The sequence below is a fragment of the Solimonas variicoloris DSM 15731 genome (assembly GCF_000382285.1).
Lineage (GTDB): Bacteria > Pseudomonadota > Gammaproteobacteria > Nevskiales > Nevskiaceae > Solimonas > Solimonas variicoloris.
In genome coordinates this window covers 252,133-265,215 of record NZ_KB907926.1, presented here as the reverse complement: position 1 = coordinate 265,215, position 13,083 = coordinate 252,133, and the positions used below count along the sequence as shown (strand labels likewise).

Below are 13,083 nucleotides of genomic sequence, written 5' to 3'. Positions count from 1 at the left end.
TCATCGACTCCGATGACTTCGATCCCGGGGGGGATATGGACAGCGAACCGACGCCGGCGCCGCCGGTGCAGCCCGAGCCGTTCCGTTTCAATGGTTCCGGTGGCGAATACTTCGGCATCTGGATCGTCAACCTGCTGTTGACGCTGCTCACGCTGGGGCTTTATTCGCCGTGGGCGAAAGTCCGGCGCCTGCAGTACTTCTATCGCAACACCGAACTGGCCGGCGCGCCGTTCGACTACCACGGCAAACCCTGGTCGATCCTCAAAGGACGACTGGTCGCGCTCGGCCTGCTATTGATCTATCACTTCGCGACCACCTATCTATCGGTGTGGACGGCGGTCGCGCTGGGGCTGATCGCGCTGGTGCTGCCCTGGCTGTTGCGCAACGCCTTTCGCTTTCGCGCGCACTACAGCAGCTATCGCGGTCTGCGCTTCAGCTTCCGCGGTTCGCTGGTCGGCGCCTACGGCGTGTTTCTCGGCTACGGCGCGCTGATGTTCTTCACCGCCTATCTGGCCGCGCCGCTGTTCCACCAGCGTCTCAAGCGCTATCAGCACGGCAATGCCTATTTCGGCGGCAGCGCGTTTTCGTTCAGCGCCGGCGTCGGGCGCTTTTACCGGACCTATCTGCCGTTCATGGTCGGCTTCACGGTGCTGTTTGCGCTCGCGTTCGTGCCGATCATCGGCCTGTCGGCCAGTGCGAAGGCCGGCGGCAAGCCCGATCCGGAGGCGGTGGCGGCCGCCGGCTTCGGCTTTCTCGCCGTGTTCATGGTCGGCGCGCTGGTGCTCGGCCCGCTGTTTCAGGCGGCGATCCAGAACCTGATCTGGAATCACACGGCGCTTGGTCCGCATCGTTTCGTCAGCCGCGTCTCCGGCTGGCGCCTGCTCTGGATCACGGTGACCAACGTCGTGCTCGTCGCCCTGACACTCGGTCTGTTCATGCCGTGGGCGGCGGTGCGTGTCGCGCGCTATCGCGCGAGCTGCACGAGCCTGCAGGTCGAAGGCTCGCTCGACGCCATCGTCGCCGATGCCGGTGCCGAGGTTGCTGCGCTCGGCGAGGAAACCGCCGAGATCTTCGATATCGACATCGGGCTCTGAAGGGCCATGCTCGACGCCGTCTACTTCGACGGACGCCGCGCGCGCGGCCATGCCGTGCGCGTCGCGCTCGACGGCGACCGCCTGTGCGTCTCCGGCGACGGCATCGAGCGCCGCGAGCCGCTTGCCGCGCTGCGCCTGACGGCGCGCGTCGGTCGCGCGCCGCGCACGATCGCGTTTGCCGACGGCGCGTCCTGCGAGCTGCGCGACCACGCGGCGCTGGAGGCGATGCTGCGGCGCACGCCGCTGGGGCGCGGCTGGCTGCATCGTGCCGAGGCCGACGGGAAGATCGTCGCGCTGGCGGTCGTCGCGATCGCGCTGGTCGCCGCGGCGACGCTGATCTGGGGCGTGCCGCGCGGTGCGCAGTGGATCGCCGACACGATGCCGGAGCGCATGACGCGGGTCCTGTCCGAACAGAGCCTGGACCTGCTCGACCGCCATCTGCTGCACAAATCGACGCTCGATCCGACGCGCGCCGCCGATCTGACCGGCGCCGCCGAGGCCTTGCGCGCGCCCGACGGTTCGCAGCCGGTCTACCGGCTGGAGTTTCGCAGCGCCCCCGATCTCGGCCCGAACGCATTCGCGCTGCCGGACGGCACGGTCGTGCTGCTCGACGAACTGGTGGCGCTGGCCGATGACGACGCACAGATCCTCGGCGTCATCGCGCACGAGCTCGGGCACGTGCATCATCGCCACGGTCTGCGCCTGATCGCGCAGAACTCGGCGATCGGCGTGCTCGCGGCATGGTGGTTCGGCGACGTCAGCACCGTGCTGGCGACGGCGCCGACCGTGCTGATGCAGGCGCGCTATTCGCGCGCCTTCGAGACCGAAGCCGATCGCTACGCGGCGGCGCTGATGCGCGGCAACGGCATCGCGCCGGCGCGGCTCGGCGCGCTGCTGCGCAAGCTCGATGCGCGGCGCGGGCAGGGCGGTGACGATCCGCTCGACGGGCTGCTCGATTCGCATCCAGCGCTGCTCGAACGCGCGCGGGCGCTGGAGAGCCTGCCGCCGGGCGGCGCCGGGCGCGGCGGCGCCGAGCCGTAGCTGCCGCAGCCGGACAGCGCGCCCGTACACTACGCACCTATGGCGTCTCCCGACGATTCCGCACCCGTCATCCTGCTGATGGGCCCGACCGCGTCGGGCAAGACGGCGCTGGCGCTGGCGCTGGCCGAGCGCCTGCCGGTCGAGATCGTCTCGGTCGACTCGGCGCTCGTCTATCGCGGCCTGGACATCGGCTCGGCCAAGCCCGATGCGGCGATGCGGGCGGACGTGCCGCATCACCTGATCGACATTCTTGACCCGGCCGAGCCGTACTCGGCGGCGCGCTTCGCCGAGGATGCGCGGCGCCTGATCGGCGAGATCCGCGGCCGCGGCCGCGTGCCGCTGCTGGTCGGCGGCACGATGCTCTACTTCCGGGCGCTGACCCAGGGCCTCAGCGCGCTGCCGTCCGCCGATCCGCAGCTGCGCGCCCGGCTCGAAGCCGAAGCGGCCCGGCTCGGCTGGCCGGCGCTGCACGCGCGCCTGGCGGCGCTCGATCCGCCGACCGCGGCGCGCTTGCATCCGAACGACCAGCAGCGCATCCAGCGGGCGCTGGAGATCGCCGAGCTGAGCGGCATGGCGCCGAGCGCCTTCTACGCGCAGTCCAAACCGGACGGCGGCGGCGAGCGCTGGCTCAAGCTGGCGCTGAATCCGCCGGCGCGCGCCGAACTGCACGCGCGAATCGAACGGCGCTTCCACGACATGATGGCGGCCGGCTTTCTCGACGAGGTCGCGGCCCTGTACCGGCGCGGCGATCTGCATCCGGAACTGCCGTCGATCCGCGCGGTCGGTTACCGGCAGCTCTGGGGTCATCTGGCCGGCGACTATCCGCTCGACGAGGCGGTCCGGCGCGGCATTGCCGCGACCCGCCAGTTCGCCAAGCGCCAGCTGACCTGGCTGCGCTCCGAATCCGGGCTGGTCTGGCTTGATCCGGCGCAACCCGACCTCATAGAGAAGGCACTCGCGCTGCACGCCGCCACGGACGACAGCGCAGGCTCGTGAGCAGTGCTACACTGGCCTGCGATAACCACGGCCGGGCCACGTAAGTCCGGGTACACAATAGGGAAAATCCGATGTCGAAAGGTCATACGCTACAAGAACCGTTTCTGAACGCCCTGCGCAAAGAACGCATCCCGGTTTCCATTTATCTCGTCAACGGCATCAAGCTGCAGGGCCAGATCGAATCCTTCGACTCGTTCGTCGTGCTGCTTCGCAACAGCGTCAGCCAGATGGTCTACAAGCACGCTATCTCGACCGTCGTGCCGGCGCGCGCCGTGCGCATCTACGACGCGGAAGGCGAAGGCGGCGATGCCGCGGAGACTCCCGCCGCTTGACCGCATTACCTTCCGCTTCCCCCAGCGCCGCCGCCGGTTGTCCGGCGGCGGTCGCGTGTCGCGCCGGCGTCACGGTGCATGCCGTGACGGCTCCCTTGCCGGCCCGCACAGCGCCACGCCGCAGCGGACGTGGCCCGGCCGCGCCGCTGGCGCACTGAGATTCCGGCGCCATGTTTGAGCGACCGAAAGCAGGCCAGAAGGCCCTGCTGGTGCATCTCGAGTTCCCCGGTGCCGACTTCGAGTCCGACCGCCAGGAATTCATCGAGCTGGCGCGTTCGGCCGGCGCCGAGATCATCGACGTCATCGGCGGCTCGCGCCGCGATCCCGATCCCGGCCTGTTCGTCGGTTCCGGCAAGGCCCAGGAAATCGCCGACGCGGTCGCCGCGAGCGGCGCCGAGCTGGTGATCTTCAACCACGCGCTGTCGCCGAGCCAGGAGCGCAATCTCGAGAAGATCGTCAAGGCCCGCGTGCTCGACCGCGCCGGCCTGATCCTCGATATCTTCGCGACCCGCGCCCGCTCGCACGAGGGCAAGCTGCAGGTCGAACTGGCGCAGCTCAACCACGTTGCCACGCGCCTCGTGCGCGGCTGGACGCATCTGGAGCGCCAGCGCGGCGGCGGCATCGGCCTGCGCGGCCCCGGCGAAACCCAGCTCGAAATGGATCGCCGCCTGATCCGCGAGCGCATCGGCACGCTCAAGCGGCATCTGGAGGCGGTGCGCGGGCGCCGCGCGCAGAGCCGCGCCGCGCGCATGCGCAACGACGTGCCGACGGTATCGCTGGTCGGCTACACCAATGCCGGCAAGTCGACGCTGTTCAACGCCCTGACCGGCGACGCCACGTTTGCGTCGAGCCAGCTGTTCGCGACGCTCGACACCACGGTGCGGCGTCTGGCGGTGAAGACCGGCGAAACCGTGCTGCTCGCCGACACCGTCGGCTTCATCCGCGACCTGCCGCACGATCTGATCGCGGCGTTCCGCGCCACGCTCGAGGAAGCGCGCGACGCCTCGCTGCTGCTGCACGTGGTCGACGCCGCTGACCCCGAGCGCACGAGCCGCATCCGGCAGGTCGAGGAAGTGTTGGGCGAGATCGGCGCCGACGAGGTGCCGCGCCTGCAGGTTTTCAACAAGATCGACCTGCGCGAGGACGAAACACCGCGCATCGAGCGCGACGAGGAAGGCCGGCCGTCGCGCGTCTACGTGTCGGCGCGCCAGGGGCTGGGTCTCGAGCTGCTGCGCGAGGCGATCGCCGAGCGCCTGCAGCCGGCGCTGCAGGAGCAGGAGCTGGTTCTGCCGCCGTCGGCGGCGCGGCTGCGGGCGCAGCTGTTCACCCATCACGCGATCCGCGCCGAGGCGGTCGACGAGCAGGGCAATTTCCATCTGCGCGTGGCCATGCCCTACGAACGCCTGCGCGGATTGTGTGCGGCAGCCGGGGTTTTGCCGCCGCCGTCGCCGCATGTCGTTGAGGAATGGGAGCTATCTCCCTAAAATTTGCGGCTCGCCAGGAGACTGCGCAATCGCAAAGCAGGCAAGGGCCGCCGGGTATCCCGTCGGGCATGCCGACAAGTCCCGTCCGCCGTATCCATTGCGGACGTCTGCACGAATACCAGGTAGGAGTCAGTCAATGGCTTGGAATGAGCCCGGCCCCGGCCGCGACCCGTGGAACCAGGGGCCGAAGCGCGGCGGCCAAAGTCCGAACCCGCTCGACGACGCGCTGAAGCGTTTCAAGGAGCGCTTCGGCGGCAAAGGCGGTGGCCCCGGCGCGCCGGGCGCCGGCAAGGGCATGCCGTCCGGCCTGTTCGGCGTCGCCGCGCTGCTGATCGCGGTGCTGTGGCTGGGCTCCGGCATCTATGTGGTCGACGAGCAGGAGCGCGCCGTGGTGCTGCGCTTCGGCCAGCACGTCGGTACGACCGGGCCGGGTCCGCACTGGCACCTGCCGTGGCCGATCGAGGACGTCGAGATCGTCAACGTCACCGGCGTGCGCTCGGTGCGCGAGGAAGCGACGATGCTGACCAAGGACGAGAACATCATCGACGTCGAGCTGTCGGTGCAGTACCGCATCTCCAATGTCGACGACTACGTCTTCCAGGTCTCGGAACCCGACCTGACGCTCAAGCAGGCGCTCAAGGCCGCGGTGCGCGAAGTCGTTGGCCAGAGTGAGATGGACTTCATCCTGACCGAGGGCCGCGAGGAAGTGGCCGACGAAACCAAGCGTCTGCTGCAGGAGCGGCTGGAGGCGTACCAGGCCGGTCTGGTGGTGACCGAAGTCAACCTGCAGCAGGCGCAGCCGCCGGAACCCGTGCAGGCCGCCTTCGCCGACGCGATCAAGGCGCGCGAAGATCAGCAGCGCGTCAAGAACGAGGCCGAGGCCTACGCCAACGATCGCCTGCCGAAGGCACGTGGCGCCGCGGCGCGTCAGATCGCCGAGGCCACCGCCTATCGCGATCAGGTGGTCGCCAGGGCCGAGGGTGATGCGGCGCGCTTCAACCAGCTCGTCGCCGAGTACCGGAAGTCGCCGAAGGTCACCAAGGAGCGTCTCTATCTCGACATGATGCAGAGCGTGCTCGGCGGTTCGAGCAAGGTGCTGCTCGACGTCGACAAGGGCAGCCCGATGATCTACCTGCCGCTCGACCAGATCCTCAAGAATGCGCCGGGCAACGCCGCGGCCGCGCCGGAAGTTCCGCAGCGTTCCTATCAGGCGGTGCCGCGCAGCGATGGCGGCAGTGCCTCCAGCGACAGCTCGCGTTCGCGCGACCGGAGCCGCCAATGAAGAACTCCACTCTGCTGACGATCCTGATCGCCGGCCTCGTGCTGTGGGCCGTGTCCAACTCGGTGTTCATCGTCGACCAGCGCGAGCGCGCGCTGCTGTTCCAGTTCGGCGAGCTCAAGGGCGAAAGCTACAAGCCCGGGCTGCACCTGAAGCTGCCGTTCGTGCAGCGCGTCGATACCTTCGACGGCCGCGTGCTGACGCTCGACAACCAGACGGAGAACTTCCTGACGGTCGAGAAGAAGAACGTCGAGGTCGATTACTACGTCAAGTGGCGCATCTCCGATGCGGCGACCTACTACCGCGCGACGCGCGGCCAGGAACTGGTGGCGATGGACCGCCTCGCCGGCATCGTCAACCGCGGCCTGCGTGACGAGTTCGGCTCGCGCACCATCCAGCAGGCGGTGTCCGACGAGCGCAATGCGATCACCTCGGCACTGCGCGAGAGCGTCGTCGACAAGGTCAAGGATCTCGGCATCAGCGTCATCGACGTGCGCATCAAGTCGATCAACCTGCCGCAGACGGTCAGCGAATCGGTCTACGACCGCATGCGCGCCGAGCGCGCGCGCGTGGCGTCCGACTTGCGCGCGCGGGGTGCCGAGGAGGCCGAGAAGATCAGCGCGACCGCCGATCAGGAAGCGCAGGTGACACTCGCCAACGCCTACAAGCAGGCCGAGCAGCTCAAGGGTCTGGGCGATGCGCGCGCCGCGGAGATCTACGCCAAGGCCTACGGCCAGGATCCGGAGTTCTACAGCTTCTACCGTACGCTGAACGTCTATCGCGACAGCCTCGGCGGGCAGGGCGACGTCATGGTCCTGCAGCCGGACAGCCCGTTCTTCAAGTACTTCAAGAACGGCGTGCCGTGAATTTCGAGTGGACGGAGCTGCTGCGCGCGCTGGCGCTGGTGATGGTGATCGAGGGGCTGATGCCGTTCGCGGCGCCGTCGCAGTGGCGCCGCACGCTGTTCACCATCGCGCAACTCGAGAACCGCAGCATGCGCATGATCGGCTTCGCCAGCATGGCCGCGGGCCTCGCCGTCCTGCAGTTCGTCTAGGATTTCAAGAATCGACATGAAGAAGTGGATGCTGCCCAGCGGCGTCGAGGAAGCGCTGCCGCCGGTGTCGTGGCAGCTCGAAGACCTGCGCCGCAAGCTGCTCGATTACTACCGCAAGAGCCGCTACGAGCTGGTGCATCCGCCGCTGATCGAGCATCTCGACGCGCTGCTGACCGGCACCGCCCAGGATCTTCAGCAGCAGACTTTCAAGCTGACCGATCCGGCGACCGGCCGGCTGCTCGGCCTGCGCGCCGACATGACGCCGCAGGCGGCGCGCATCGCCGCGCGGCACTATCGCGACCAAGCGATCGTGCGCCTCTGCTATCTCGGCACCGTGCTGCGCTCGCGCCCCGACAGCCTCGGCGGGCCGCGCTCGCCGCGTCAGGTCGGCTGCGAGATCTTCGGCGAGCCCGGCATGACGGCGGATCTCGAGATCCTGCGCGTCATGCTCAAGACGCTGAAGCTGGCCGGCGTGCGCAACGTGCACCTCGACCTCGGCCACGTCGGCATCTATCGCGCCGTGGTCGCCAAGCTCGGCCTCGACGCCGACAGCGAGGCAGCGCTGTTCGACATCGTGCAGCGCAAGTCGCATCCCGACCTCGCCGAGTTCGCGCAGGCGCGCCAGCTCAAGCCGCGCGTGGCGCGCACGATGGGCGCGCTGATCGATCTCAACGGCGCGCCCGAGGACGTGCTGGCGCGCGCCGGCGAACTGCTCAAGGGCGAGCGCGGCGACGTCGTCGCGGCGCTGACGCTGCTCGGCGACACGATCGCCGAACTGCGCCACGAGATGCCGCGGCTGCCGATCAACCTCGATCTCGCCGAACTGCGCGGCTACCGCTACCAGACCGGCATGGTGTTCGCCGCGTTCGTGCCCGGCCACGGCCGCGAGATCGCGCGCGGCGGCCGTTACGACGGCGTCGGCCACGAGTTCGGCGCGCCGCGGCCGGCGACCGGCTTCTCGGCCGACCTCAACGATTTGCTGCGCCTCGGCGCGTGACCCCCCCTGGCGCGCTGGACGCGCCGTTCAAGTGAGTGATGAAGGTGCTTTATGGGTAAGACAGTCGTCGTGATCGGCGCGCAGTGGGGTGACGAAGGCAAGGGCAAGGTCGTCGACCTGCTGACTGACCGCGTGCAGGCGGTGGTGCGCTTCCAGGGCGGCCACAATGCCGGCCACACGCTCGTCATCAATGGCGTGAAGACGGCGCTGAACCTGATTCCGTCCGGCATCATGCGCCCCGGCGTCGCCTGCCTGATCGGCAACGGCGTGGTGCTGTCGCTGCCGGACCTGGTCAAGGAGATCGAGAAGGTCGAGGCCACCGGCGCGTCGGTGCGCGATCGCCTGCGCATCTCCGAGGCGACGCCGCTGGTGCTGCCGGTGCACGTCAAGCTCGATCAGGCGCGCGAGCGCGCGCGCGGCGAGAACAAGATCGGCACCACCGGCAAGGGCATCGGCCCGGCCTATGAGGACAAGGTGGCGCGGCGCGCGGTGCGCGTCGGAGATCTGTTCTCGCGCGAGCTGCTGGCCGCCAAGCTCGGCGAGCTGCTCGGCTACCACAACTTCGTGCTGCAGAATTTCTACAAGGAAGAGCCGGTCGACTTCCAGGAAACGCTGGAGACGCTGCTCGGCTACGCCGATATCGTGCGACCGATGGTTGCCGACGTCACCGAGCTGCTGCGCCTGCATCTGCGCCGCGGCGACAACGTGCTGTTCGAGGGCGCGCAGGGTGCGCTGCTCGACGTCGACCACGGCACCTATCCGTTCGTGACCTCGTCGAACACCACCGCCGGCGGCGCCGCGACCGGCACCGGCGTCGGCCCGCGCGAGCTCGATTACGTGCTCGGCATCGTCAAGGCCTACGCGACGCGCGTCGGCTCGGGACCGTTCCCGACCGAGCTGGTTGACGACATCGGCCAGCAGATCCGCGACAAGGGCGCCGAGTACGGCACCGTGACCAAGCGTCCGCGCCGCTGCGGCTGGTTCGACGCCGTCGCCGCGCGCCGCTCGATCTTCAACAACAGCGTCACCGGCCTGTGCGTCACCAAGCTCGACGTGCTCGACGAGCTCGACGTGATCCGCATCTGCACCGGCTACAAGGTCGACGGCAAGCCGGTCGAAGTGCCGCCGATCGGCGCCGAGGGCTTCGCCAAGGTCGAGCCGATCTACGAGGAAATGCCGGGCTGGCAGGAGAACACCTACGGCGTGACGCGCTACGAGGACCTGCCGGAGAAGGCGCGCCGCTATCTCAAGCGCCTCGAGGAAGTGACCGAAACCGAAGTCGCGATCATCTCGACCGGCCCCGACCGCGAGCACACCATGGTGCTGCGCAATCCGTTCGACTGAAGTCGCGCGAGCGACGCCGAAAGCGGCGGTCCCGGCAACGGGGCCGCCGCTTTTTCTTTGCGCGGCGCCGCACCGATGGGCTTGGACGGGAGGCCGCCACCGGGTACACGAAAAAACGACGGACAACAAAAAACCGCGCCGGAGCGCGGTTCTTTGCGTACGTTCCGGAAACATCCCAGAACGCTACAATGGTGCCGAGAAGAGGACTCGAACCTCCACGGTGTTACCCGCCAGTACCTGAAACTGGTGCGTCTACCAATTCCGCCATCTCGGCATTTGAGCGGCTGCGCCTCCGCGTTTACAGACTTGCGGATGACGTCAAGGGCGCGCATTGTGGCGATGCCAACTACCTTTGTCAATGAAAAGAACGAAGTCTAAGGACCACTCCAAATCGGCGCCCCGCGCCGCCCAGCCCGGCACTGCCTGGCAGACACAAGATGCCGAGTACGCGCAGGAACAGGCGCGCTACGCGGATCCCATTCCCAGCCGCAATTTGATTCTCGAAACGCTCGCCCAGCACGAGGGCCCGCTGACCCTCGACGAACTGGTCGGCGCGTTCGGGCTCGGCAAGCTGTCGCAGCAGGAGGCGCTGTCGAAGCGGCTCGTGGCGATGGTCCGCGAGGGCCAGCTGGTCGCCAACCGGCGCGGCGCCTACGGGCCGGTGACGCAGATGAACCTGATCGCCGGCGTGGTGCAGGCGCACCGCGACGGTTTCGGCTTCCTGATCCCGGATGCCGGCGGCAAGGACGTGTTCCTGGCGCCGCGGCAGATGCGTTCGCTGATGAACGGCGACCGCGTGCTGGTGCGCGTCGTCGGCCTCGACTACAAGGGTCGCCCCGAGGGCGTCGTCGCCGAGGTCATCGAGCGCGTCAGCCGCAGCGTCGTCGGGCGCCTGCACGTCGAGCGCGGCGTCGCCTACGTCATCCCCGACAATCCGCGCGTGCAGCAGGACCTGCTGATCCCGGCCGATGATCTGGCCGGCGCACGGCACGGCCAGATGGTCGTCGCCGAGATCGTCGAGCCGCCGGGCAACCGCACGCTGCCGGTCGGCAAGGTCATCGAAATCCTCGGCGAGCATCTGGCGCCGGGCATGGAGATCGAAGCGGCGATCCGCGCGCACAGCCTGCCGAACGAATGGCCGGACGCCGTCGAGCGCGAGGCCGCGGCGATTCCCGATACGGTGCAGCCGGAGCAGATCGAGGGCCGCGAGGACCTGCGCCAGCTGCCGCTGATGACGATCGACGGTGCCGACGCCCGCGACTTCGACGACGCGGTCCACGCGCGCCGCGAACGTCGCGGCGGCTGGACGCTGTGGGTCGCGATCGCCGACGTCTCCGCGTATGTGAAGCCGGAATCGCCGCTCGACAAGGAAGCGCTGCGCCGCGGCAATTCCGTCTACTTCCCGCAGCGCGTGATTCCGATGCTGCCGGAGAAGCTGTCGAACGGCCTGTGCTCGCTGAACCCCGAGGTCGAGCGCCTGTGCATGGTTTGCGAGATGCGCGTGATGCCGGACGGCGAGGTCGCCAAGTCGCGCTTCTACGAAGCGGTGATGCGCAGCCACGCGCGACTGATCTACGAAGACGTCGCGGCCATGCTCGATGAGCCGGCCGGCGAGCTTGCGCAGAAGCGCGCGACGATCGTGCCGCACCTGCAGGTGCTCGACGAAGTGTTCTCGGCGCTGTTCGCGGCGCGGTTGCGGCGTGGCGCGATCGACTTCGAGTCGACCGAGACGCGCATCGTGTTCTCGGGCGAGCGCAAGATCGACCGTATCGTGCCGGTCAAGCGCAATCGCGCGCACCGGCTGATCGAGGAATGCATGGTCGCCGCCAACGTCGAGTCGGCGAAGCTGGTCGAGAAGCACAAGCTGCCGAACCTCTATCGCGTTCACGAAGATCCGGATGCGATGAAGGTGGGCACGCTGCGCGAATTCCTGGCCCTCAAGGGCCTGAGCCTCGGCGGCGGCGACAAGCCGAAGGCCGGCGATTTCGCGCGCGTGCTCGAGCAGGCCAAGACCCGGCCGGACCTGACGCTGATCCAGACCGTGCTGCTGCGCACGCTGATGCAGGCCCGCTACAGCCCGGCCAACGTCGGGCACTTCGGCCTGGCGCTGACCCACTACGCGCATTTCACCTCGCCGATCCGCCGTTATCCGGACTTGCTGCTGCATCGCGCCATCAAGCACGCGCTGATCAAGCGTCGCCTGCTGCGCCGCAAGCCCGACTTCATCTACGGCGCCGAGCAGATGGAAGCGTTCGGCACGCACTGCTCGATGACCGAACGCCGCGCCGACGAGGCGACGCGCGAGGTCGTGACCTGGCTCAAGTGCGAATACATGAGCCACCGTGTCGGCGAGGAGTTCGACGGCATCGTCAGCGGTGTCGCGCCGTTCGGATTGTTCGTCGAGCTGGAGGGTCTGTATGTCGACGGGCTCGTGCACGTCGCCACGCTGAAGAACGACTACTACGAGTTCGACGATCGTGCGCACCGGCTCAGCGGCAGCCGCAGCGGCATGAGCCACGGGCTCGGTGATCGCCTGCGGGTCAAGCTGGTGCGGGTCAACCTCGACGAGCGCAAGATCGACCTCGAACTGATCCGTCAGATATCGAAGGCGCCGGCCGCCCGGCGCGGGCCGCGTTCAGATTCGCTTCAGCCCCAGGCCAGACAATCGCGGCCGGAGAAGTCGCATTCGAAGCCGAATTCCAATCCGAGGAAACGTCGATGAAAACCGTCCGTATCGCCGTGCTCGCCGCGGTGACCGTCACGCTCGCCGCGTGCGCGACCGATGATCCGAACCGCCGCGCCAAGACCGGCGCCGTGATCGGCGCGGTCGCCGGCGGCGTGCTCGGCAACCAGGTCAGCCATGCCCGCGGCGCGCCGATCGTCGGTGCCGTGATCGGCGCGATCGCCGGCGGTGCGGTCGGCAATTACATGGACCGCCAGCAGGCCGAGCTGAACCAGCAACTCGCCGAGGAACAGCGCAACAACGAGCTGCAGATCACCAAGCTGTCCGACGGCTCGCTGAAGGTCGGCATCGCCAGCGACGTCAGCTTCGACCTCAACAGCGCGCAGCTCCGGCCCGAGGCGCTCGACACCTACGCGAAGATCGCCAACATCCTGAAGTCCTACGACAAGACGGTGATCCACGTCGTCGGGCATACCGACACGACCGGCAGCGATGACTACAACATGCGCCTGTCGGCGAGCCGCGCGAGCTCGGTGGCGACCTACCTGTCGAGCCAGGGCGTGCCGAGCCAGCGCATCCGCCAGGAGGGACGCGGCGAGCGCGAGCCGCTGGTACGCACCGCCGACAACGTCAACGAGCCGCGCAACCGCCGCGTCGACATCGTCATCAAGCCGGTCATCGAGGGGCAGGAGCAGCAGGCCTGGACGCCGCCGCCGTATCTCGGCGGCTGAGCCGGCATCGGCGTCGTGAAGAAAGCCCCGCGGATGCGGGGCTTTCTT

12 protein-coding genes and 1 tRNA gene are annotated in these 13,083 nt (G+C 68.4%); 12 read left to right on the top strand and 1 reads right to left on the bottom strand.

Translation table 11 applies throughout. From position 1 onward, the window contains the following. Positions 1-35: 35 nt before the first annotated feature. From H149_RS0103795 to H149_RS0103750, 10 genes are all read left to right on the top strand, one after another. On the top strand, positions 36-1,094 hold the full coding sequence (locus tag H149_RS0103795; protein WP_020648407.1) for a YjgN family protein: 1,059 nt from the start codon (positions 36-38) through the stop codon (positions 1,092-1,094). A 6-nt stretch (positions 1,095-1,100) separates the two neighbouring features. Continuing rightward, on the top strand, positions 1,101-2,135 hold the full coding sequence (locus H149_RS19585) for a M48 family metallopeptidase (RefSeq protein WP_020648406.1): 1,035 nt from the start codon (positions 1,101-1,103) through the stop codon (positions 2,133-2,135). 39 nt (positions 2,136-2,174) lie between these two features. After that, a complete protein-coding gene (gene miaA, locus H149_RS0103785) occupies positions 2,175-3,131 on the top strand; it encodes a tRNA (adenosine(37)-N6)-dimethylallyltransferase MiaA (RefSeq protein WP_026352823.1) in 957 nt (318 codons plus the stop codon). Positions 3,132-3,202: 71 nt separating this feature from the next. Next, positions 3,203-3,463 carry an RNA chaperone Hfq gene (hfq, locus tag H149_RS0103780; RefSeq protein WP_020648404.1) on the top strand — a complete coding sequence of 87 codons (261 nt, stop codon included), beginning with the start codon at positions 3,203-3,205 and terminating at the stop codon, positions 3,461-3,463. Between the two features lie 170 nt (positions 3,464-3,633). Further along, positions 3,634-4,947 (top strand): ribosome rescue GTPase HflX, encoded by a 1,314-nt coding sequence (hflX, locus tag H149_RS0103775; RefSeq protein WP_020648403.1) that lies wholly within the window; start codon positions 3,634-3,636, stop codon positions 4,945-4,947. Positions 4,948-5,083: 136 nt separating this feature from the next. Then, positions 5,084-6,229: an FtsH protease activity modulator HflK gene (gene hflK, locus H149_RS0103770; RefSeq protein ID WP_020648402.1), complete on the top strand. Its 1,146-nt coding sequence runs from the start codon at positions 5,084-5,086 to the stop codon at positions 6,227-6,229. Next, positions 6,226-7,092 carry a protease modulator HflC gene (hflC, locus tag H149_RS0103765; protein ID WP_020648401.1) on the top strand — a complete coding sequence of 289 codons (867 nt, stop codon included), beginning with the start codon at positions 6,226-6,228 and terminating at the stop codon, positions 7,090-7,092. The genes hflK and hflC overlap by 4 nt, the downstream gene beginning before the upstream one ends. Beyond that, entirely contained in the window at positions 7,089-7,280 is a 192-nt protein-coding gene (locus tag H149_RS0103760) for a DUF2065 domain-containing protein (protein WP_020648400.1), read from the top strand. Before hflC ends, H149_RS0103760 begins: the two co-directional genes overlap by 4 nt. 16 nt (positions 7,281-7,296) lie before the next feature. Continuing rightward, a complete protein-coding gene (locus tag H149_RS0103755; RefSeq protein ID WP_020648399.1) occupies positions 7,297-8,277 on the top strand; it encodes an ATP phosphoribosyltransferase regulatory subunit in 981 nt (326 codons plus the stop codon). A 51-nt stretch (positions 8,278-8,328) separates the two neighbouring features. Then, complete coding sequence (locus H149_RS0103750; RefSeq protein ID WP_020648398.1) at positions 8,329-9,621, top strand: adenylosuccinate synthase; 1,293 nt, start codon at positions 8,329-8,331, stop codon at positions 9,619-9,621. A 189-nt stretch (positions 9,622-9,810) separates the two neighbouring features. Here H149_RS0103750 and H149_RS0103745 read toward each other — a convergent pair. Then, positions 9,811-9,895 (bottom strand) — tRNA-Leu (locus H149_RS0103745). Positions 9,896-9,979: 84 nt separating this feature from the next. Here H149_RS0103745 and rnr point away from each other — a divergent pair. Together rnr and H149_RS0103735 are read left to right on the top strand one after the other, a co-directional pair. Beyond that, a complete protein-coding gene (gene rnr / locus H149_RS19580) occupies positions 9,980-12,343 on the top strand; it encodes a ribonuclease R (protein ID WP_051101784.1) in 2,364 nt (787 codons plus the stop codon). Continuing rightward, the gene (locus tag H149_RS0103735; protein ID WP_020648396.1) at positions 12,340-13,035 is read left to right on the top strand and encodes a YiaD family glycine zipper/OmpA-like lipoprotein; all 696 of its coding nucleotides are present in this window, start codon (positions 12,340-12,342) and stop codon (positions 13,033-13,035) included. The genes rnr and H149_RS0103735 overlap by 4 nt, the downstream gene beginning before the upstream one ends. Positions 13,036-13,083 lie beyond the last annotated feature (48 nt).